The sequence below is a fragment of the Actinomycetota bacterium genome (assembly GCA_023488435.1).
GTDB lineage: Bacteria > Actinomycetota > Coriobacteriia > Anaerosomatales > UBA912 > UBA912.
Genome location: JAMDCK010000023.1, coordinates 21,003 through 42,456, shown reverse-complemented (window position 1 = coordinate 42,456; position 21,454 = coordinate 21,003). Strand labels below are relative to the sequence as shown.

At 61.9% G+C, this 21,454-nt stretch carries 16 protein-coding genes; 15 read left to right on the top strand and 1 reads right to left on the bottom strand.

Annotation, left to right across the window (positions count from 1 at the left end; all coding sequences use genetic code 11):
• The first annotated feature begins 1 nt into the window (after position 1).
• From moaC to M1617_03700, 15 genes are all read left to right on the top strand, one after another.
• Positions 2-943, top strand: a complete 942-nt coding sequence (gene moaC / locus M1617_03770) for a cyclic pyranopterin monophosphate synthase MoaC (GenBank protein ID MCL5887408.1) — start codon at positions 2-4, stop codon at positions 941-943.
• Positions 940-1,428 (top strand): MogA/MoaB family molybdenum cofactor biosynthesis protein, encoded by a 489-nt coding sequence (locus M1617_03765; GenBank protein MCL5887407.1) that lies wholly within the window; start codon positions 940-942, stop codon positions 1,426-1,428. The genes moaC and M1617_03765 overlap by 4 nt, the downstream gene beginning before the upstream one ends.
• Positions 1,425-2,597 carry an aminotransferase class V-fold PLP-dependent enzyme gene (locus M1617_03760; GenBank protein MCL5887406.1) on the top strand — a complete coding sequence of 391 codons (1,173 nt, stop codon included), beginning with the start codon at positions 1,425-1,427 and terminating at the stop codon, positions 2,595-2,597. The genes M1617_03765 and M1617_03760 overlap by 4 nt, the downstream gene beginning before the upstream one ends.
• Positions 2,598-2,719: 122 nt before the next feature.
• The gene (locus M1617_03755) at positions 2,720-3,685 is read left to right on the top strand and encodes a hypothetical protein (protein MCL5887405.1); all 966 of its coding nucleotides are present in this window, start codon (positions 2,720-2,722) and stop codon (positions 3,683-3,685) included.
• Between the two features lie 19 nt (positions 3,686-3,704).
• Positions 3,705-5,291: a cytochrome c3 family protein gene (locus M1617_03750; GenBank protein MCL5887404.1), complete on the top strand. Its 1,587-nt coding sequence runs from the start codon at positions 3,705-3,707 to the stop codon at positions 5,289-5,291.
• Between the two features lie 48 nt (positions 5,292-5,339).
• A complete protein-coding gene (locus M1617_03745; protein ID MCL5887403.1) occupies positions 5,340-6,299 on the top strand; it encodes a tetratricopeptide repeat protein in 960 nt (319 codons plus the stop codon).
• Positions 6,269-6,505, top strand: a complete 237-nt coding sequence (locus tag M1617_03740; GenBank protein MCL5887402.1) for a hypothetical protein — start codon at positions 6,269-6,271, stop codon at positions 6,503-6,505. Before M1617_03745 ends, M1617_03740 begins: the two co-directional genes overlap by 31 nt.
• Positions 6,506-6,532: 27 nt before the next feature.
• Positions 6,533-8,053 carry a hypothetical protein gene (locus M1617_03735; protein MCL5887401.1) on the top strand — a complete coding sequence of 507 codons (1,521 nt, stop codon included), beginning with the start codon at positions 6,533-6,535 and terminating at the stop codon, positions 8,051-8,053.
• Positions 8,054-8,426: 373 nt separating this feature from the next.
• The gene (locus tag M1617_03730) at positions 8,427-9,056 is read left to right on the top strand and encodes a twin-arginine translocation signal domain-containing protein (GenBank protein ID MCL5887400.1); all 630 of its coding nucleotides are present in this window, start codon (positions 8,427-8,429) and stop codon (positions 9,054-9,056) included.
• 96 nt (positions 9,057-9,152) lie between these two features.
• On the top strand, positions 9,153-11,921 hold the full coding sequence (locus M1617_03725) for a molybdopterin-dependent oxidoreductase (protein MCL5887399.1): 2,769 nt from the start codon (positions 9,153-9,155) through the stop codon (positions 11,919-11,921).
• A gap of 587 nt (positions 11,922-12,508) precedes the next feature.
• Positions 12,509-12,796: a hypothetical protein gene (locus M1617_03720; protein MCL5887398.1), complete on the top strand. Its 288-nt coding sequence runs from the start codon at positions 12,509-12,511 to the stop codon at positions 12,794-12,796.
• A gap of 6 nt (positions 12,797-12,802) precedes the next feature.
• Positions 12,803-14,020 (top strand): hypothetical protein, encoded by a 1,218-nt coding sequence (locus M1617_03715; protein MCL5887397.1) that lies wholly within the window; start codon positions 12,803-12,805, stop codon positions 14,018-14,020.
• Between the two features lie 100 nt (positions 14,021-14,120).
• The gene (locus tag M1617_03710; GenBank protein MCL5887396.1) at positions 14,121-15,029 is read left to right on the top strand and encodes a hypothetical protein; all 909 of its coding nucleotides are present in this window, start codon (positions 14,121-14,123) and stop codon (positions 15,027-15,029) included.
• Positions 15,026-17,074 (top strand): cell wall-binding repeat-containing protein, encoded by a 2,049-nt coding sequence (locus M1617_03705; protein MCL5887395.1) that lies wholly within the window; start codon positions 15,026-15,028, stop codon positions 17,072-17,074. Before M1617_03710 ends, M1617_03705 begins: the two co-directional genes overlap by 4 nt.
• Before the next feature lie 53 nt (positions 17,075-17,127).
• Positions 17,128-20,352 (top strand): NapC/NirT family cytochrome c, encoded by a 3,225-nt coding sequence (locus tag M1617_03700; protein MCL5887394.1) that lies wholly within the window; start codon positions 17,128-17,130, stop codon positions 20,350-20,352.
• A 50-nt stretch (positions 20,353-20,402) separates the two neighbouring features.
• Here M1617_03700 and M1617_03695 read toward each other — a convergent pair whose 3' ends face one another.
• The gene (locus tag M1617_03695; protein ID MCL5887393.1) at positions 20,403-21,443 is read right to left on the bottom strand and encodes a L,D-transpeptidase/peptidoglycan binding protein; all 1,041 of its coding nucleotides are present in this window, start codon (positions 21,441-21,443) and stop codon (positions 20,403-20,405) included.
• Positions 21,444-21,454: the final 11 nt, after the last annotated feature.

Here is a 21,454-nt window from a genome sequence, read left to right as displayed (position 1 = left end):
GATGCCTGAAGAGCTTACTCATATCGACAAGACCGGGGCGGCGAGGATGGTGGATATCTCGGACAAGCCTGTGACCAGCAGGACCGCCGTTGCTTCCGGCTTTATCAGCATGCAGCCAGCGACCGTTGAGGCGATCGTGGACGGGAAGGTCCCCAAAGGGGACGTACTCGCTGTCGCACGCGTCGCAGGGATCATGGCGGCCAAGCGTACCAGTGACCTCATCCCGATGTGCCATCCGCTCGCAGTGACTCACGCTTCAGTTGAGCTTGAGCCTTCACTCGGCGCGCGTCCGGGGATCGCCATCCGCGCTACGGTCGCCACCGACGGCAAGACCGGCGTCGAGATGGAGGCGCTTACGGCCGCAACCGTCGCCGGGCTGACGCTCTATGACATGTGCAAAGCGATCGACAAAGGGATGGAGCTCAGTGACGTGAAGGTCATCGCAAAGAGTGGCGGCACCAAAGGAATCTCCTTCGGCACGATCGAATCGATCAACGTCTCCGAAGGCAAGGGAGTCCGCAAGACGCCGGTCGAGAGCGCGACGCTGGTTGCCGGAAGCGGACTCAGCGCCGATGCCCACGCCGGGGATTGGCACCGCCAGGTCTCACTGCTGGCCGCCGAATCGATCGACAAGATGGTCGCACTCGGCCTCGATGTCACCGCCGGTGACTTCGCCGAGAACATCACAACCAGCGGGATCGACCTGGTCAGCCTGCCCGTGGGCACGGTGCTCCGCGCCGGAGACGACGCCGTCATGGAGGTCTCGCAAATCGGCAAGGAGTGTCACACACGCTGCGCCATCTACTACCAGGCCGGCGACTGCGTCATGCCCAAGGAGGGCATCTTCGCCACGGTGCGCACCGGCGGCGTCATCCGCCCAGGCGACCGCATCTGGGTCGAAAGCACCCCCACTCCCGCACCCGAGGCCGAGGCCACCCCATGAGGCCGCTAACGGTCGCGATCGTGACCTGCTCGGATTCGCGCTTCGCAGGCGATGCCGAGGACACGGCCGGCCCGGCACTCGCCGAGCAGGTCGTCGCGCTCGGCTGGCAGGTTGTCGCCAGCAGGCTGGTTCCCGATGACCGGGCGGGCATCTCGGCAGCTATCGTCGAACTCGCCGATGAGGTCGGGGCCGACGTCGTGCTCACTACCGGCGGCACCGGTTTCGCTCCGCGCGATGTGACGCCCGAGGCGACTCTCGATGTCTGCGACCGCAACGCTCCGGGCATCGCCGAGGCGATCCGCGCGAGCTCGATGCAGGTCACCCGCCGAGCGATGCTCTCGCGGGGAGCCGCAGCCCTGCGGGGTTCGACGCTCGTGATCAACCTGCCCGGCAGCCACAAGGGCGCACTCGAGTGCCTGGGTTTCGTCGCTGACCAGCTCGAGCACGCCATCGCGATGGTCGAGGGCGGCGGCCACCAGGGATGACGTCGCCAGCGACAGAGAATCCGATCCGCTATTTCGACCATGCGGCCTCGTCGTGGCCCAAACCCGATGCCGTCATCAAGGCGATGGACCTCGCCATGCGTGAGCTGGGCGGAAACCCCGGCCGTGGCGTCCACGAACTCGCTCTTCGCACCTCGCGAGCGGTCTTCGAGGCGCGCGGCGCCTGCGCGCGCTACCTGGGCGTGCCCGACGCGCGCGACCTCATGTTCGTGCCCTCGTGCACGGCCGCGTGCAACCTGGTGCTCAAGGGCCTGCTGCGCCCGGGCGACAGGGTCGTCGTCGGCTCGATGGAGCACAACGCCATCACCCGGCCGCTCGCGACACTCGCCGCCGCCGGTGTTGAAGTGGTCGTGGTGCACGCCGACCCCACCGGTTTCATCGATCCCGACCACGCCGAGAAGGCCGTGGCCGCCGCGCCCACCCGCGCGGTGATCTGCCAGCACGCCTCCAACGTCACCGGCACGATCCAGGCGGTGGGCGACCTCGCCGACATCGCACACGCCCACGGGGCGGTGATGATCGTCGATGGCGCGCAGGCCGGGGGGCACCTGTCGGTGGACCTAGGCTCGCTGGGCGCCGACGCCTACCTGCTCTCGGGCCACAAGGGCTTGCTCGGACCGCAGGGCATCGGCCTGATGTACCTCTCAGCCCGGATCGACCCCGATCCGCTCGTCGAGGGCGGGACAGGCGGAGCGTTCTCGCTGGAAGAGGGCGAAACTGCCGAGCGACCCGAGCGCTACGAGGCGGGGACCCTCAACACGCCGGGAATCATCGGCCTGGGGGCGGGCGTCGGCTTCCTCGGCGAGCACGGCGAGGAGCTGCGAAGGCTCGAGCTGGAGTTGACGTTCAGGCTCATCGAGGGGCTGGCGCAGACTCCGGGAGTGCGAGTGCTTGGACCGCCGACAGGCGTGGAACGAGTGCCCGTCGTGAGCATCGTCCACGACAAGCTCGCAGCCGACGAGATCGCCTTCGCTCTCGACAGACAGGCTAGAATCGCCTGCCGACCGGGACTTCACTGCAGCCCCTGGGCGCACAGGACCGTCGGGACGCTTGAGAGCGGGACGGTGCGCTTCTCGATCGGGCACGGCATCTCGGTCGCTGACGCCGACTATCTGATTGGGAGTCTGGAGCGGGTCGTCGCGAGTCACTGAAGCCCGTTCGCGCCCGGTATCCTCGGCTGGGGGCGAAATGTGTTGACGTTACCCTCCGCCTTTCCTATCCTGCGAGTAACCGGCAAAGTATTGAATATCAGTGATCGCACGAGTCGCATTGGATGGTGGCGATTTTGTACAGGGGTCAAGGGTCAGGACTGCATGACTGTCTGCTTCGACTGTCCGATTCAGCGGAGCGATTCCATGCGTATGCAGCGTCGATAGTGCTGGCCGCGCTAACATTGGCTGCCATTGCAATGACTCCTACGCTCGCAATCGCACAACCCCCTCTGCCTGAGACGACCGCTGTCACCACCGTGACCATCGAGGGCTACGACGTCGACTTCACGCTCCCCACCGCAGCCAGAGCTGGCTGCATGGTGTGTCATGCGGATGAGGACCTCACCCGCATCAGGGACGGTCGAGTCATCAGCTACTTCGTCGATCCCTCGCAATTCGAGGCTTCCGCGCACGGGGAGATCCAGTGCGTCGGCTGCCACCTGGACTTCGCCTTCGTAGCACCTCACGCACAGCTTGGAACCGACTGGCAGTCGGTAGCAGGCTCTGCTTGCAAGAACTGTCACGAGGATCAGGCACTCGATGTCGGCAGGGGAGCACACCGCGCCGAGACTGACCCCGAGGCATTGGCGGACCCGGACGCACCCAGGCGTCCGTTGTGCAGCGACTGTCACGGTAGCCACCAGATCGGATTCCTCAGCGAGAGCCCTGCCGGACGTGCCGAGATGCGCGCTCGGGGGTGGGAGGTGTGCGGTCGCTGCCATGAGGACTACTGGTACTCGTACGATGACTACTATCACGGCGCGGCCTACAGGCGGGGTGCGACCGACGCTCCCGCATGCTGGGATTGTCATGGATATCACGACATCCGTCCGGCCGATGACCGTCAATCGATGGTCAACGAGCGACGCCTGGTTCAGACATGCTCGCCATGCCATCCGGATGCGAACGAGGCTTATGTCGACTACGCCCGGTTCATCCATGGCCGCGAGGAGATATCGGACGAGGTATTCCTCGCAAGGTGGGCTGACTGGCTGCGCCAGGCCATGAGCGAATTATTCGCCCGATAAGCGCAAAAGAAGGACTCCGGTGAAGTTTCGGATCTTAGCGACCATCGCAGTGGCTGTGCTGATAGCGGGCACGGCTTTGTTCTGGCGACCCGCAACGGGTGAGACCTTGGACGATGGCAGGGTGAACGTCACCGCTCTGCCGACGCGCAACTTCGATTGTCGCCCGTGCCACATGGAAATCGCCCAGTCCGATCTCAGGGGCCTGGCCTTCAATCACCAGGAACATCCGCCCGCAGAGTGCGCTGCCTGTCATGTGCGTCCGGCTCACGAGGCCGACAGGACTTATCGCCCTGACATGCAGACCTGCTTCGCCTGCCACGGGATGCTCCATGGACCGCAGTTGGTCATGGCATCCGGCACATGCTCGACCTGCCACACCCCCGAACACACATTGCGACCGGCGAGTCACGTCGAAACGTGGGTGGATGAACCCCATGCCGTCGCCAGCGAACGGGTCGGCGTTAACTCCTGCATGATGTGTCATGTGGCTGCGACAGATTGTGATGCCTGTCATGCTGAACTCGTTCCCGAGGTCGGACCGATGCCCAGCATCTACCTGCGCCTGCTACCCGAAGAGCCAGTGCTACCCGATGTTTGGATCGACACCACCGAAGAAGTGACGATGAGTCAGTGTGCGTACTGTCACACCACCGTCGATGAGACACGGGATGAAAGGATTATCTTCCCGCACGATCCACACCTGGAGCGGGATTACGATTGCGCAGCATGCCACGAGGTCTTCCCTCATCAGCAGGACACGACCGTGGTCCCGGACATGCTTTCATGCTACCGGTGCCATGGCCTCACCCATGCCGCTCAGGGCGAAGTCGCGACAGAAGAGTGCGGAGCCTGCCATCCTCCGGCTTTCAATCTCGTCCCCGCGGATCACACGACGGCTTTCATGTCCGGAGTCCACACACAGACCGCCGAAGCTCAAATGGAGTCGTGCACGATGTGTCACACATCGACATTCTGCACCGACTGCCATGTCGGCGGAGCTCAGATGGCCGACGGTCGAGTCAGCGAGCCCGTGATACCCGAACTTCACTATGCTCGGGAGTGGATCCCCGACCACGGTCAGGACTTCCTCGGCCAACGTGGGGCATGCTCGATATGCCACACATCCCAGTCGTGCGAGATGTGCCACACGACGTCGATGCCGCATCCACCGGCGTGGCTTTCACAGCATACGGTGCAAAGTGCTCAACCACTGGCGGATGACTGCAACGTCTGCCATACCGATCGGTCGTGGTGCCAGGATTGCCATCACGAGACCGTCGCCGACCTTGAGTTGCTGCAGGAGAACTGTGTGGAGTGTCACGTGGAGATGGAAACAGAGCCGGCTACCGAGATCGATGATGCGCGCCTGGCCGAACATGCGGTTCACTTCAACGTCCAGGAGCGGGTTGGAAGGGCGTATGTCTGCGATGACTGCCACACCCAGTTCCAAGTGCGCCCGATCCCCGGCCCGGCAGCACCCGCCCAGGCGCACGATGTCCGGCTATGCTACGAGTGCCACGGTAACCTCGGCATCGACAATCTGCTCATCGCTCCCTATCCGGGGTCGGAGCTATGTCGGCGCTGTCACGACGACCTCAGACTATGATCCCAAGATGCATCTCGAACTTGAGACGCCGAAAGGAGCAACGCCACAGTGGATGCACGCGATGACAATCCTCGGCGTCTAGACATAGCCATCAAGGTAGCCATTGGAGGCCTGGTCTTGGCGCTGGCTTTCCTCGCTTATGTGATAATCGCGACCGAGCTTCAGCAGCGGGCCGCCACACCGGCGGCTAGGGCCATCGCGAACCTGGAGCAGATTGTGCGCGACGACCCCAACGACCTCGGTGCACGCTTGAATCTGGCCGACGCCCTACTGGCGGCCGGGAGCTTCCGCGCCGCCTCCGAGCAGTATCAGGAGGTCTTGAGCGCCCAAGCCGATGACCCTCGGGCCCTTGCTGGACTGGCGTTCATCGCGATGGAGCAGGGCGAGTGGCTGACCGCCGAAGGATACTGGCGCAGGATCATCGAGGTACTCACGGACGGTCGCTTCGACGCGGTCGATCAACGGTTGGAGAGGGCCTATCGGCATCTCGGGGCTACGCTGATGGAGCGCCAAGAGTACGAGGAGGCCATCAAGTACCTGCGTGAGGCTACGCGCGTCCGAAGGGATGTCGCGGACACCTACTTCCTGCTCGGTATCGCTTACCGCGAGATCGATTCGCCCGTGCTCTACCGTGAGAACATCCAATTCGCGCTGCGGTTCGACCCGCTTCGGCCAGACGCCAACTACGAATACGGCCGGATCCTCCTCGCCGACGGAGACACCGCGGGCGCTGCCGAGAGGTTCCGTGTCGCAGCCGAGAACGCGCCAGCCGATCGCACCGAGCCACAGGAGGCTTTGGCTGAGCTGGGGACCGCCCCTGCCAGGCTGCAAAGCGCCTCCGAGCTTGCCTCGGTAGATGCCAGCGCAGCCCTGAGCGAGGCGAGGATCGCAGCCGCGATCGACCCTGAAAGCGTTGAAGCGGCCCGTCTTGTGGCGACTCTGTACGAGCGCCTCGACAACCGTGAGGCCGCTTTGGCGTGCAAAGCGCCTCCGAGCTTGCCTCGGTAGATGCCAGCGCAGCCCTGAGCGAGGCGAGGATCGCAGCCGCGATCGACCCTGAAAGCGTTGAAGCGGCCCGTCTTGTGGCGACTCTGTACGAGCGCCTCGACAACCGTGAGGCCGCTTTGGCGGGCTGGCAGAGAGTGCTTGTCCTGGTTCCAGGTGACCCCGAAGCGCTGTCGGGATCGGAGCGTTTGCAGCCACCCGCGCAGTAGAACCCACCCTAGAGGAGGAATGTTTTTGTGAGTGAGCCCACAGACATCAAACCAGATGATGGAGTGTCCGGGCGCGGATCCCGCTCCAAGACCCGGCAAATCGTATTGCTGGCGGTCTTGCTCGCGCTTATCGCTTTGGTGCTCTTCGCTTCGTGGTATTACCTCACCCACCGTCGCCTGCCGATCCCGCGCATCGGAATCGACGCAGCCGAGATCGTGGCCCCACCCGAATTCCAGTTCGCAATCGCCGGCCCCCGAGGTCCCGATGCCTTGACCCGCCCAATCGGGGTCGCAGTGCTCGGCGACAGCGTGTACATCACCGACACGGACGCCCGCGCCGTCAGGGTCTACTCACTCAATGGCGAGTACCGCTTCTCCTTCTCGGCGATTGGCGACGGCGAGTACGAGAGCCTCGGGAATCCTCACCACATCTCGGCAGGGCCGGACGGGAATATCTACGTCTCGGACCGCCGCCATCGCTCGATCTTCGTCTTTTCCGCCGACGGAACGTTCATTCGCCGAATAGCACCGACCGGAACCGATGAGCAACTGTGGAGCCCGCTGGGGACCACCTTCGACGCACAGGGCAACATCTGGGCGACCGATGTCGGAATCGCCGAAAACCACAGGGTCATCGCATTCGACCCCCAGGGTGTCGAGATTCAACGATTCGGCTCCACCGTTATGGTGGAGCAGATGATGGAGAGCCCGGGCCGGTTGTTCTTCCCCAATCACATCGCTATCAGCGATGACGGTCGGGTCTTCGTCAGTGACAGCAACAACAGGCGCGTTCAGGTCTTCGACAAGGAGGGTGAGTTCGACTACATCATAGCGACGGCGGGCATACCCCGTGGCCTCGCGATAGATGAACAGGACCGTCTGTATGTGGTCGACGCCCTAGCGCACGCAATCGATGTCTACGACCTGGATGGCAACAAGATCACTAGCTTCGGGGGACGGGGGATAGGCCCTGGCCAGTTCTCGTTCGCCAACGCAATCGACTTGGATGCGGCTGGCAGGATCTACGTCACCGACCGAGAGAACCACCAGGTCCAGGTCTGGGAGTGGCCGCAGCAGGCCATAGTGCTCCCAGTTCCACCGGGCTTCCGCGTTGAGACGCTTGCATGGCTGTTGCCGCTGCTGCTCTTGCCCTTGCTGCCGTTCCTACTCCGTCGACGTAAGTTCGTAGTCACGGAGGACTTCGTCGATGCACTGATTGAAGCCGGTCGAGTGGATCTCTTGCGCCGTAGGTTCCGCATGTTTTTGACGCCCGAGCAGATCCATCCGGCATTCGCTGGAAGACTGATCGAGGGCGACGATCTGGGCAAGTTGATCCGGAAGTCCGCCTTCTCGGACTCGGATGCTCGGGTTCTCGTAGCCAAACATGGCCTAGGCTACGAAGATGCAGCCCTGCTGGTGCTGGCGAAACGCGCCAAGAGACTTTGCACCCAAGATGCGCGGCTGGCGAGCCAGGCCCGACGTCTGGGAATCGAGGTCTTCGATGTCAAGGGATACGTTGAACGCTTTGGAAAGACCGTCCGTCGCTAGGCTGTTCGGTGAGCACGAGAATTTCTTGACGCCTTAGCGCATCAGGCGTATAGTATTTGCAGAGCTTGTAACGGATGTTACTAGAGGGCCGGCAGCCCGATCCGCTTTACAGGCTAACCGCAAGAAAGCTGGGCTTTCATGCGAGACCTTCGGGGTAAGGAAGTGAATGGTTTGATGCAAACCGCAAAGACCGGCTCAACAGGATTGGGGATCTTAGCCCCTGGTTGGCCGGTCTTTTCTTGCTCCCCACCTCTTGCTGACGTCTTTCAGAGGTCGGTGATGCCGCCCCCCAACTGAACGCGACCGCGTGATTTCCCCAACGAAAGTGGGTATGTCCGGTTATAGGATCGAGAAGTGAAGGAGGGAAGGACACATGGACGAACTTGACCACAAGAAGGAACCGCGTAAGGGGATGAGTCGAAGGGACTTCCTCAAGACCGGTGCTGCTGCAGCTGCTGCCGCGGCAGTCGGCGCGGATTTCGCTCTCCACCCGGCTTCTGCGTCAGCAGCACCGGTTGCAGAGACCTACCACACGACCTGTCCGTACTGTTCGGCGAGTTGTGGACAGCTTATCGATGTCGATGCAACCGGAAACGTGATCGACGTCTACGGCGACCACATGTCTCCGCTGAACACTGGTGGCCTGTGCTCGAAAGGTGCCGGCGGTTTCCAGCTGGTGAACAATCCGCGTAGACTGGGTGCTTTCCCCGGCCCCCATCCGGAAAACAATGTGTTTGCATTCGACCCAGCGTTCACCGATGGCGTCGCCTACAGGAGGACCGGAGACGGCCCATGGAGCAAGGTGGCACTGACTGATGCGATGACTGATATCGCGGCCAGGATGGTTGCCGCACGCGGACCGGTTACGCCCGCCAACGGACACAACAGCAAGAGCGTGGCCTTCTTCGGCTCCTCGCACCTGAACAACGAGCAGAACTTCAGTTATCGCCGCCTGATCGCTCAGTTCGGAACATCGAACGTCGAGCATCAGGCTCGACTTTGACACTCGTCCACGGTGGCCGGTCTGGCCGCCGCGTACGGGCGTGGTGCGATGTCGAACACATGGAACGACCTCGGCAACTCGTCGCTCATAGTCGTAATGGGCGGTAACCCCGCCGAGAACCACCCGATGAGCATGGCGCACATCAACCGAGCTAGGGCAAAGGGCGGAAAGCTGCTCGTGATCGATCCTCGGAAGACGAGGACCGCAACCGTGGCAGACAGGTTCATCAGGATACGCCCAGGGACGGATATTGCGTTCTGTAACGCCGTGTCCAGAGGGATCATCGCGAACCTGGAGGCTCGCCCGGCGTCCGATCCTGTCAGGATGAGGTTCTTCGAGTACCTAAACTGGTCGGCACCTGCAAACTGGGCAGCAGGCGGAGCCGGGATGTTCTTCACTGACGGCGCACCGGGCTCGGCAAGCACTCCTTCTGCCGTACCCAACTGTTCGCGTCACACGGACGCGCGCTTCATCTTGCGCGCCGACGGCACCGACTACGAGCGCGAGACGATCGTCGCTTCAACGGGCCTTCCTGCAGTTGGTGGCGAGCCAGCCAACACGATCATCTCGAACTTCCCCAGGCGGGCAACTGATGTGACCAGCGACCCGAACACGGTGTACAACCGCTTGAAGGCGCACCTGGATCCCTACACTCGGGAGGCTGCGGCTGACATCTGTGGATGTACCGTTGATGATCTCGACTACGTCATCAATGCCTACATTGAGAATGGTCGCTGCTCATCTCCGGGTCACCCTGTCACCGGTTCCCAGTTCGGTACGGGATCCCAGGACCCCCGAGTCCCAGGCTACAAGGCCACGACGATGCTCTATGCGATGGGTCTCACCCAGCACACGCATGGCGCTCAGAACGTGAGGGCTTTCAGCGTCCTGATGTCCTTGACGGGCAACTTGGGACGCGCTGGTGGAGGAATCAACGCCTTGCGAGGCATCCACAACGTCCAAGGCTCGACGGACAACGGGAATCTCTTCAACCTGATCCCGTTCTACTCGGGCAACCCAAGCACGATGACAAGCGCTGACCCGAATGCGTTCGGTAAGTACATGGACGGCGGACTTTGGGGCGTGCCGGTCAATGGGAGCGGCGTGAGGACCAACATGAACGGCTCCTACGACGACGCCTACAACACGGCTGCGCTCAGTTTGCAACAACGTGGATTCCTCAACATGACCTACAACTTCTTCGGAAGTCCGGCGTGGATGAGCACCCCAGTGGCGAACCGAGCCCGCACCAATGCGCTCTACGATCTGTGGCCCAAGACCAACGGCGATCATCACATCGAGATGTTCAGAAAAGCAGCTGCTGGTGAACTGAGGGCCATCGTGATGTGGGGCATGAATGTTGCCGTCACCGAGGCTCGCCTGAAGAACATCCGCGACGGCATCTATGCGCTGGACACGCTGGTAGTAGTCGACATGTTCGAGACCGAGACGGCTGCACTGCCGAGGAAGCCCGATGGCGTCACGTACCTCTTGCCCGCGTGCTCCTACGTCGAAGAGGCCGGAAGCTCCGCTAACTCAGGGCGCGTGCTGCAGTGGCGCGAGCGAGCCACCAAGCCGAAGGGCAACAGCAAGTCAGACATCGAGCTTCTGTTCCGTCTTGCTCACGCACTGGATGGCGCCGGTGCATTCTCGCACCTCACCGCCGCTTGGACGGATTTGGGCCTTACGTTCACGAGTGCCTACCAGACGCTATACGGCGATCGATACGGCTGGACTCCCGGTGGAGCGACAGCGTTCGAGGACGTCAGTGGAGAAGCCGAGATCTGGCGTGGTGCAGAAACCGCACCGAGGACGGGTCCCGTCTACGGCTCGGAGTGGATTACCGAGCAAATCTACCGTGAGACCTGTACGCCGGGGACCGGTGCCGGCTGGTTGGTGACGGGTGGATACAGCCTTGACCGGACGACGAACAGACATGCTGGCCAGGATCCTTGGCTGTTGAACAATCGTGCGAAGCAGCGCGTGACCACTGACCCGAATGGCACCCTTGCGTATCCAGCTTGGGGATATGCCTGGCTGGTCAACAGGCGCGTTCTGTATAACAACAACGAGGTCCCCGGGGACGTCATCGACTGGTTCATGGGACCGGACTCGGTGCAGCGCATTTTCGTCACGAGCGCTACCCGTTCTGGCCGCGACCTCAACTACTCGCGCTGGTTCAGGTACTACCATCGCTTGGCCGATAAGCCGGACGTGGCGTTCATCGGCCAGCCATACACCAATCCGGCGAGCCCTCACTTCCAAGGCGGGCATTCGCTGTCGGGTAGGTTCCCTGGGCACACGGAGCCGTACGAGTCGCCTAGGCCGGACTTGGTTGCCGCCTGGGGTCGCAACACGCGTGGGACAGGTCAGTGGGACCTTATCAGATCGGACACCCCTCTTGCTGGAAGAGGCGGGATCAACGTGGCCGATTACCCACTGGTCCTGACGACCATGCGCTCCGTAGAGCACTTCCAGGGTGGACCGATGACCCGCAACAACGCTGTCAACGTCGAGTTGGAGCCCGATCCGTGGATCGAGATCAACTCGATTGATGCGGCAGCATTGGGAATCAAGACGGGTGACTGGGTCAACATCATCACATGCCGGAGCGATTCGATCGCAGACCAGAACGCCGCCACCCCCGGTAGCGGTCAGTTCGCGAAAGGATTCCGGGCAAAGGTCGGCGTAGGACTCCAGAACAACCAGAGAGTCGGCCGTGGAGTGGTGGCGATTCCGTTCCACTGGGGCGACCGAGGTCTCTCCAAGGGGTCTCGTGCCAACGACCTATGTCATGACGCTTTCGATGCGAATACGATCATTCCCGAATACAAGGCCCTGCTTTGCAGGATCGAGAAGGCATAAGGAGGTGATGAGCGGTGGCTAATGTAATGGCGGTCTTTCAAGACGTAGACAAGTGTATTCGCTGCAATGGATGTACCATTGGTTGCAAGCGGACGTGGAAGATGATGTCTCTGAACCCGGGTGTCCATAGGGTCGCACCGGATGACAGGATGGTCATCAACTCGCAGAAGCGACTGGACATGGGTCCCTTCATCAGGTTCAGTTGCTGGCACTGCCCCGATCCTCCCTGTGTGAAGCGGTGTCCGTTCACGGCACTCGCCAAGCAACCCAACGGGGCCGTGTCCATCGATCCAGTCAAGTGCACCCCAGGTGCAACGAACAGGGCAGGTGTGCAGTGCACCCGTCAGTGTGTTGCGGATTGTCCACACGGCGGATACCCGCGAGTAGGGGTAGGAAACGAGCGGTTCCCGACTGCAAAGGCGTGGAAGTGCACTCTGTGTCATGGGCGGGCTGGAGCAACAGCACAGCTTGATCCTGCATATGGCAATCCACTGCCTACGACCCGGAACCACACGAGACTCAGCAACCCTCCGGTTCCGGAGACGGCACATGAGCCCACTTGCGTGTACACATGCCCAGCAAAGGCGATGATGTGGGATACTAGAGCCAACATCCGCGAGTGGATTCGCACAGGTGGATACCTTTCGTTCCAAGGTAACGGCAGCGTGATGTGGGCAAGCAAGAACTATGTCCTTGCCGCACCCCGGGCCAATCCGCTGGATCAAAGACGAGTCGGGTCGCTGATGTCGACGGTACTCACACAGTCGGTCGCCCAAGCCGCAGTGGTACCTGCGCTCGTGGCAGGAGGCGTGTTCTCCGTGATTGCACGAAGGATCAAACTTGCCGAAGAAGCCGCTACCGAAGGAAAGGGGTGATCTGAGATGCGCCGAATCAGACTTCTAGTCTTTGTGTCAGCCTTGGCGGTGCTGGTGTTCGCCCTGACGCCCGGGGTGGCGATGGCCAATTTCGGTCCGCACGGTGGATACTCCATGGACACGGATTCGTGTGCTGGATGTCACCGGGCCCATACCGCTGCGAGTGGCATCACATGGACCAGAGCGGACAACACCCAAGGCAGTGCGCTTCTCATGAGCACTGCAAGTGAGGTGTATCAGTTCTGCTACACGTGCCACGATTCCGTTGGACTGGGCGCAGACACGAACGTTGAAGAAGGCATCTACGAAGGAACCCTGGCTGGCAACATCACCGGTGGTCGCCTCAACGCTGGAGGGTTCGACTCAGGGATGTTCCCGACCTCGCACATGTACACCGGTGCATCATGGTTCGCTTACGGTGGAGCCACGGATTCCGATCTACTCGGCAACCTGAGTGACGGCGATCCGCAGATCGTCATGAGCTGCACCTCCTGCCATGATGTGCACGGTAGTTCGAACTACCGACTCCTCAAGGACAGGGTGAACGGACGCACGGTGGGTGGTTACGATCCGACAGCTCCGGGGGCCACGCCAGAGAACCCCATGCCGACGCCTTGGGTTGTTTCCGCCGAGCCTGGATACCCAGCTATGGGATGGCTCCTGCATGAGCCTGGCGCTGCTCAGATGGCAGCCTACCAGCCCAACTACACCACACCTCTGCATGCGAAGCCTCCGGGGCTGGACACGGCTAGGGGAATCAGCGGCTGGTGCTCGGCTTGTCACATCCAGTACATGCAGCCTACAGGTGCGGTCTTCGACACCAGCCTGACCCCTGGCGAAGGCGGAAATGAGACGCTGGTTGTGGACACTGCAAGGGGTTATGACTCAGGCGATGGATTCGGAGCGGCTGTCCGACACAGGCATCCCATCAACGTCGATCTCGCCGGCTACCTCGGCCCGCGTCCGATCAACGTCAACGCACCGGGGCTCGCGCTTTCGCATGACCCGGAAAACGCTGGTACCAACGATTCATCGGACTGGATGAGCTGCTTGACGTGCCACGTAGCACACGGCTCGTCATCTGAGATGACGGGTTATGCTAACGTAGCTGATTCACGGGATCCCCAGCCCAACAGTGGCACTGGAGGCGTACCCCCCAGCGGAGGCAATTCATTGCTAAGGCTCGATAACCGCGGAGTGTGCCAGTCCTGCCACAACAAGTAAGAAGCTCGACGTAGTAAGGGTACGACCAAAGAAAGCTGTATAGCCAGATGGAAGGGCCGGGGGTTACCCGGCCCTTCCGATGGAAACAGGTGAGACAACTTTGAGCAAACGCATCAGAGCAATCCTTTCGATGGGTCTGCTGCTAGCTTTGGCCGCCGCCTCTGTCGGTTTGACCGGCTGCCAGCAGCGGCAGTCCACAGTGACCGTTCGAACCGGCGAGATCGTGCTTTGCACCGAAGGCGAGATCGTTTCGGACACCACCGTCGAGAAGGAGGTGCCCGCAGATGAGGTCGACCAGTACAAGGTCACCACTCGTGTTGAGGTGTGCGATCTGCATGCAAAGCTCGCTGCCCTCTACGCGGATGGCCAGCGGGCACTCGACTCGGGTGATCTACAGGGCGCACAGCGGCTTCTAGCAGAAGTGGTCGCTCAAGACCCGAGATTCCGAAGGGCCCCGCAACAACTGGCTGACCTCGAAGCAGGCCGGACACCTCCGGTAGACGTAGCCATCGTGCCCCGCCCGGGGACTTCGCCACGTCCCACCACGCCGGGCGTCACACCACCGGCTCCCGATGGCGGCGGTGACCGAACCGATGCTCCGCCTCCCGTAGACGAGGGTCCAATTTCATTGTTCCTGCCCTACACGCCTGACACTCTTCCTGGCCTCAATGGACAAGAACTGATTGTGGACGCCTTCGTGTTCACTAGACACTATGTGCCGACATCACAGGACACATTCCGAGGATTCGTTGTGGTGGTGGAGCAATTCGCAGATGCGGCTGCTGCCAGAAAGCGGATGGATACAGCGATCCGATCGAGCTATCCGCAGGCCGGCAGGTCGTTCACGCTGAAGGGAGATCCCGCATATTTCGGGGTGAACGGACCAGTTGCAGTCGTGGCCTTCTTGCAGGGGAACCTGCTGGTGGCTCTCGAAGGAACCGCAGTCGGCGATGATGGTGCTCGGATCGAACGCGATATGATGACACTTGCTGAAAGACTCGCACGATGAACTTACCGGCGATTGTGCGCCTTGTTCTCGCTGTGGTTTTGGCGTTCGCCCTGGTGCCCCCGATGCCGGCGGCTCATGCGGTTTGGACCATTGACGCAGGCAAGATCACAGTCAATCTCAATGCGGTGGCTGTCGCGGATGATGTCATCTTCGCCGCCGGAGAGGCGGGAACTATCCTCAGGAGCACCGACGCCGGTGCTACCTGGGATCGCGTGAACAGTGCTACGGGACATACGATCACCGGAATAGACTTCGCAGACTCTCAGAATGGATGGGCAGTCACGCTGGCCGGAGCGGTCTTCCGTACAACCGATGGGGGTCAGAGTTGGTCTCTGATCTCCAATGACCTTGCCGGACTGTTCTACGTAGCCGAACAGATGCATGGAATCAGCGCCCTGAGCACCTCGGTGGTAGCGGTTGTGGGAGGTGCGCAGGGTACGCAGCCCGCCATCTGGACCAGCTCCACCGGAGCCCGTGATTGGGGTACGCCGCACCTGGCAGGCTCGCATGACCCGCCGGCAGACGCCCCACCCTTTCCGCGCGACGGCTTAGGCTACTTTTACGGAATTGATGCGGTGTCGCCCACGCGGGCATGGGCGGTAGGGCATGACTTTTTGCTCATCCCCAATAGAGCGATCGTTTGGCGGATGGATGGCGGGAACTGGACAGAGCAGAGCTTCTCCGGCGAGACGGGTGCCTTCTTCGATGTCTCTTTCGCCGACACAGACAGCGGCGTGGCAGTTGGTGAGGCCGGTAGGATTCGTAGCACTGACAATGGCGGTGCGTTGTGGACGGCGCGGAACTCAGGCACCTCGGTGTCGATCAATGCCGTTTCAATGGCCTGGGGGACCACTTCGGGATGGGCCGTTGGGCAGTCGGGAACCATCCTGCGCACCACGGACCCAGGTGTCACTTGGTTCGCCCAGACCTCAGGATCGACTGCCCACTTGAGAGATGTGGTCGCAATCGACGCTACGAGTGGAGTGGCCGTAGGTGATGGTGGGCTGATTGTGCGCACCACCGATGGAGGCCTGACCTGGAGTGCTCCAGTGCCACCGTCGGCTCCGGTGAGGGTGCGAGTGGATGGTGCGGATCGATTCGCAACGGCCCTGGCTGCAGCAAAGCTCGTGTATCCTGCATTGCAGCCGATGCCGCCAGGACCTGACGGCCAAAAGACGGTGATAGTCGCTTCAGGGACGAACTGGCCTGACGCGCTTGCGGCGTCAGGGCTAGCTGGTGCTCTTGAGGCTCCAGTTTTGCTTACTCGCCCCGACAAGCTACCTGCCGAAGTCGCCGATTACATCCGTGGCATAAAGGCGAACAGGATCATCATCGTCGGCGGGACGGGGGTCGTCAGCAAAGATGTGCAAGCCCAGCTGGCAGAGATAGTCGGCTCTCAGAATGTTCGCAGAATCGGCGGCGCTGATCGCTACGCTACCGCACACTTGATTGCGAGCGCGACGGTCTCCGTGACCGGAAGGCCGAAATGGGACGGCACGGCTTTTATCGCGACAGGAGGCAACTTTCCTGACGCTTTAGCCGCGGCTCCGTTAGCTGCTCACAGCGGGTATCCCGTCTACCTGGCGCACCCACAACGAGGAATCGACAGTGCTGTTCTTGAGGCAATGCGCGCGCAGGGTGTCACGAGGGTATATCTGCTGGGAGGGGAAGGAGCGGTAAGTCCTGACACAGAATCCAGCGTGGCCGATAAGAATATAGACATCGCCGGACGATGGGGCGGCCCGAATCGTTTCGCTACGGCTCGGGTCATAGCAGAGAGATCCATTGAGCGTGGCCTAGGCGTGAGTGATGTGGCTCTTGCTACTGGCCGCGACTTCCCCGATGCGATCGCTGGCGGTGTGGTCCAAGGACTGACAGGATCGGTCATGGTTCTCACAGAAAGCGAATCGCTGCACAATGAAGCCAGAGACCTCCTTACCGCAAACGCGGGTCGAATTGAGAGAATTCGTTTCGTGGGGGGGACGAGCGTACTGACCGAGCCCGTAAGAGCATCCGCTATACTCGCCGCAACCGCACCACGATGAGACACTCGTACGATTTTGACCGCACTGGAATTGCTTGTATACGTGGATTTCCAGTGCGTTTCGGGTTATTCGGCGATATACTGCTACTCAGTGTCAGTCACGTGATATACAACGTCTTTCCGGCAGTCAAGGACGGTCTCACGATGGTGCTAGGGATACCGCGACTCTTTGTCGCGTATTCGGGCAAGGGTGTTCGGCGCACCGGGTTCCTGGTGGCTACTGCATGCTGCGCCGCTATAGCCCTCGCTTGTGCCCCGGCAGTTCTAGCCACAACCGTCGTACCTCCCCATGTGCCTACCGAGCTCGAGACTGACGCATGCGCTATCTGTCATCGTGCCCACACAGCGGCGAGCGACATCACTAGGACCATCGAAGGCAGCTCCGGCGACACCACCCGCACTGCGCTCATTGTCGGCGTGTACTCGGGTGCCGCCGATACGCAACTATGCTTCTCATGTCACGGGGTCGAAGGCCTGGGCTCGGCAATCGACGTGCAATCGGATTTCGAGGCTTCCTCGGCGCACAGTATCGCTCCCTCGCCTTCCGAGTTCGGTCCATCGCCGAAGCGATGCTCTTCCTGCCACGACAGTCACGGCTCCCAGCGGATGCCCGGCGGGATGCCCTATCCGGCACTGCTGAGCGTGGTTGCAAGTCAGGGCAGCACCGTCACGATCAACTCCGGCGATGCTTTCTGCGCCGCGTGTCATGGCATCCGGGAGGGCAGTAGCTTCAGCGGCATCGAAGTATGGCGCAGGACCGCCCATGCTGCCGAGATGACCGCCCCGGCCTCCGGAACCGGTGTGACCTGCTCCAACTGCCATGTGTCCCACGGGTCTCCAGTCGCCCCGCTCATCAGGACCGTTGTCGCTCCGCCAGCCGCGCCATCGACTCAGACGGTTGCTGCCAATGATCGCACCTTCTGCTTCACTTGCCATGCGGGGGCTCAGGGCACATTCCCTGGCCGCACGGTGTTCGAGTTCACTGTTCACGGGATGGCTCCGGCAACTCTCGCGATCGCGGGCGAGTGGGCCTCGGCGGAATCAAGCCGCACCATCGGCGAATGCCAGACCTGCCACAATCCGATGGGGCGCACTGACACGGCGGGCAACCTCTTCCCGAGGTTGCTGGAGCGACCCGGCCGCGAACTTTGCGATGCTTGCCACAGCAGCACCTCCGCACTCGCGACGGTCGCAGCCGACATCGCGCAGTTCCGCTTCCCACCTGCCGAGGCACCCAGGCTTGAGGTCGCAGTCGCGTACAACGCTGGCCGTGAGCCGAGCGTTTTCGACCGACTTGCACTCTACTCTCAGCCGACGACAGGCACCGCACCTCAGAGATTGGTGGGACCCCGGGAGTTCGATGTCCCAGGGGTGGCTGCTGACATGGCCTCCGGCGACATTCGAGGACTGGGCTTCAGCGAACTTGTGATCGCGGACTCCGTCGCCCGCCGCTTGACGCTCGCGACACCTGATCCGCTGGCCGGGGTGACGGTTTCCACGGTTTCCATAACCACGACTCCATCGATGGTCGCCATCGGCGACGTGATCCTTGACGGCTCTGGAAGACCCGAGGTGGTCGTGGTGTCCCGCTCGGCAGATGCGACTGCCAACAGCACGCTTTGGCTCTACCGCTGGGATGCCACTGGCGGCGGACTTGCCGAGATCGGCGGCCCCATCGCGCTCGATGACGATGTGTCCGGAATCGCGATTGGGCGCTTGACCCGCGCCGACAGGAGCGACATCGCTATCACCGCCACAAGCGGCCCGTCGATCAGTGTGTACAGCGAGTCTGTGACGACCCCCGGGCAGCTAGGGGCGATCCCAGTGCGCAGCTACACCGCCACCGAGGGCGTCCTGGCGGGTCCGCGGGGCCCGAGCATCGGCGATGCGAGCCAGGACAGCCCCGGCAACGAGATCGCGGTTGCCAACTCGCTCGAGACTACGGACACGGTGTCGATCTTCAGCGTCAGCACCGGGTTGGTGGGGTCTTATGCTGCTACCGGACCGGCAGGAGCGGTCGCGTGGGACACGCTCATCGCTGATGTCCTTCCCGAAGTCGCAGGCGCCGAGACGGTCGTTGCTCTGCGCAACAGTGGCGGCACAAGTGGTATCAACGTGTTCGAGCGCGATTCCGCCGCTGGCCTCGTGACGCCTCCGGTTTTCTCGGCGACTGGGCTGGGTTATGCGACCGCCTCACTCGCGTTTGGCGATGTTGACTCGGCGGTTGGTGGCCGCGGTGAGCTCGTGGTAGCCAACGCTGGGTCCTGGGGCCCGCTGCGGACCGATCGCCATGTGGCCCCCTCGGTGCAGGTGTTCCGCGCGAACGCCGCGGGAGATGCGCTTGTAGCACCGGTGACTTACAGTGCCGGAGGCGCCGAGAGGGCCGGTAGCACGCCTGCCGTGGCAGTCGTCGACCTGGGAGGTGTCGGGGCTTCTCGGCATCCTGTGTCGGTCGCAAGGGACGCGACGCAGCCGTTCACCGCGCATGTCTCCACCGAGAGTCCACCGGCTGAGCTGCACGTCGAGTGCGTGGATTGCCACAGTCCGCACGCTGCGACAAGCACGCCTACCCCGCGAAATGCCACTGCACCCGCCGTTTACGGCACCCTGCGTGGAGTATGGGGTGTGGATGCGCGGTTCGATACGACTTCGACGATCACATACCTCCAGCGGCAAGGGGTCCGCTACGAGCACGAGGTCTGCTTCGAGTGCCACTCCGGCTGGAGTCGCGCTCCAGGAGGTCCGGATGACATCGCAATGCAGTTCAACGTGAACAACCCATCGTTCCACCTGATCCAGTCGGGCACATCTCAAGCCGAGAACACGCCAGGCTCGTTCGTAGCTACCACGCCGGCGTTGACGACCTCGACGGTGCTGTACTGTGTGGACTGCCACGGCAATAGCGACCCAACAAAACCGCGCGGCCCTCACACCAGCGAGGCCGCTCCACTGCTAAGCAGGGAGTACTGGGGCGCGCGTCCCGATGATGAGGCGATGCTGTGTTACTCATGTCACAGGTACACGGTTTACTTCACCGGCACCGAGGACCTTGTGCCCGCATCCACCAGCAACTTCAGAGACCCCAGCTTGGCTGAGCCCAGATTGCACTCGCTGCACACAAGTGGGGCAGGACTTGCGTGTTCTACCTGTCACGTGTCCCACGGCTCGCGACAGAACACACATCTGATAAGGACTGGGCTGGGTTGGGTCGAGTCGCCGACAGGCGGGAGCTGCGCTACTCAGTGTCACGCAGGGGGAATCGAAACCTACTCGCGTTAGAGTGCTCGTGCTCTACTCGGCAACTCATGTCAGCTGACTCGGGCCGACGATTAGCGGACTATCAGCACCGGAGTTCCCACGGGGACGAGCTCGAACAACTCTTCGACATCCCAGCGATGCATCCTGATGCATCCTCGGCTGGCAGCTGTTCCGATCGAGTAGTCTCTCGAAGTTCCGTGGATCCTGATGAGGCGAGCGTTCAGGTCGAGCGCCCTGGTGCCCAGTGGATTGTTGACCCCAGGAGGAGCGACCGCTGGCATGTCTCGGGCCCACTCGCTGCCCGGATTGCGCCACGTCGGATTTCTGCGCTTGTTTATGACCTCCCATGTACCCCTGGGGGTGGAGTGCCCTGGTGCTCCGACTGCGACCCGATAGGTTCGCTTGACTTCCATCCCCTCGTAAAGGCGAAGCCTGCGCTCAGACAGCGAGACCACGATCGTCCGGCCGAGATTCGCGTCCGCTATCGCCGGGGGAACCTCTTTTACGCTTAGCTCCGCACGTCTCACGCCAGCACTCAGTGCCTCCTCAATTCGCCTGGTGCTCTCTTCGACCTCGAGGTTTTGGCCATACGCTGAGGACCGCTTTGCAATCCGGCCCTCACGGATGTATATCGCCGCATCCACCGGCGGGGCGTGCACCTTGGATGCAATCGCCTGGATCGAGCCGGCTAGGACATCCTCGTCGATCTGGTATATCGGTAGAACGGCGAGCCCCTCGGATTCCCCGGTAATCTGCGAGAGCATCCTGCGCACCAGAGGTGTTTCGGTCCGACCCTTTAGGGCCACATCCAGCATGGCTTCGGCATCGACACCCACCGCGTCATCGACGTCGAAGGTGAAGTGGCGGTCGCCTAGAGACGCAGTGAACACGTCCTCCTGGTCTCCGTCCAGGCGATCGAGGATAACTTTGCGGGCCTGGTTCCGATCCAGACCGGCGAGGGATGTGCCGTCGGCCAGGTGGACGCGGGCAGGTATGATCTCGCGCATTCTGTAATCATTTGCGAGGGCAAGGGTAAGGCCGGTCGATGTAACGAACATCATGACGCTCGTCACGGCGATCAGAACCTTTACCAGGGTAGACCGAGAGCTCATGTCCTGTCCTT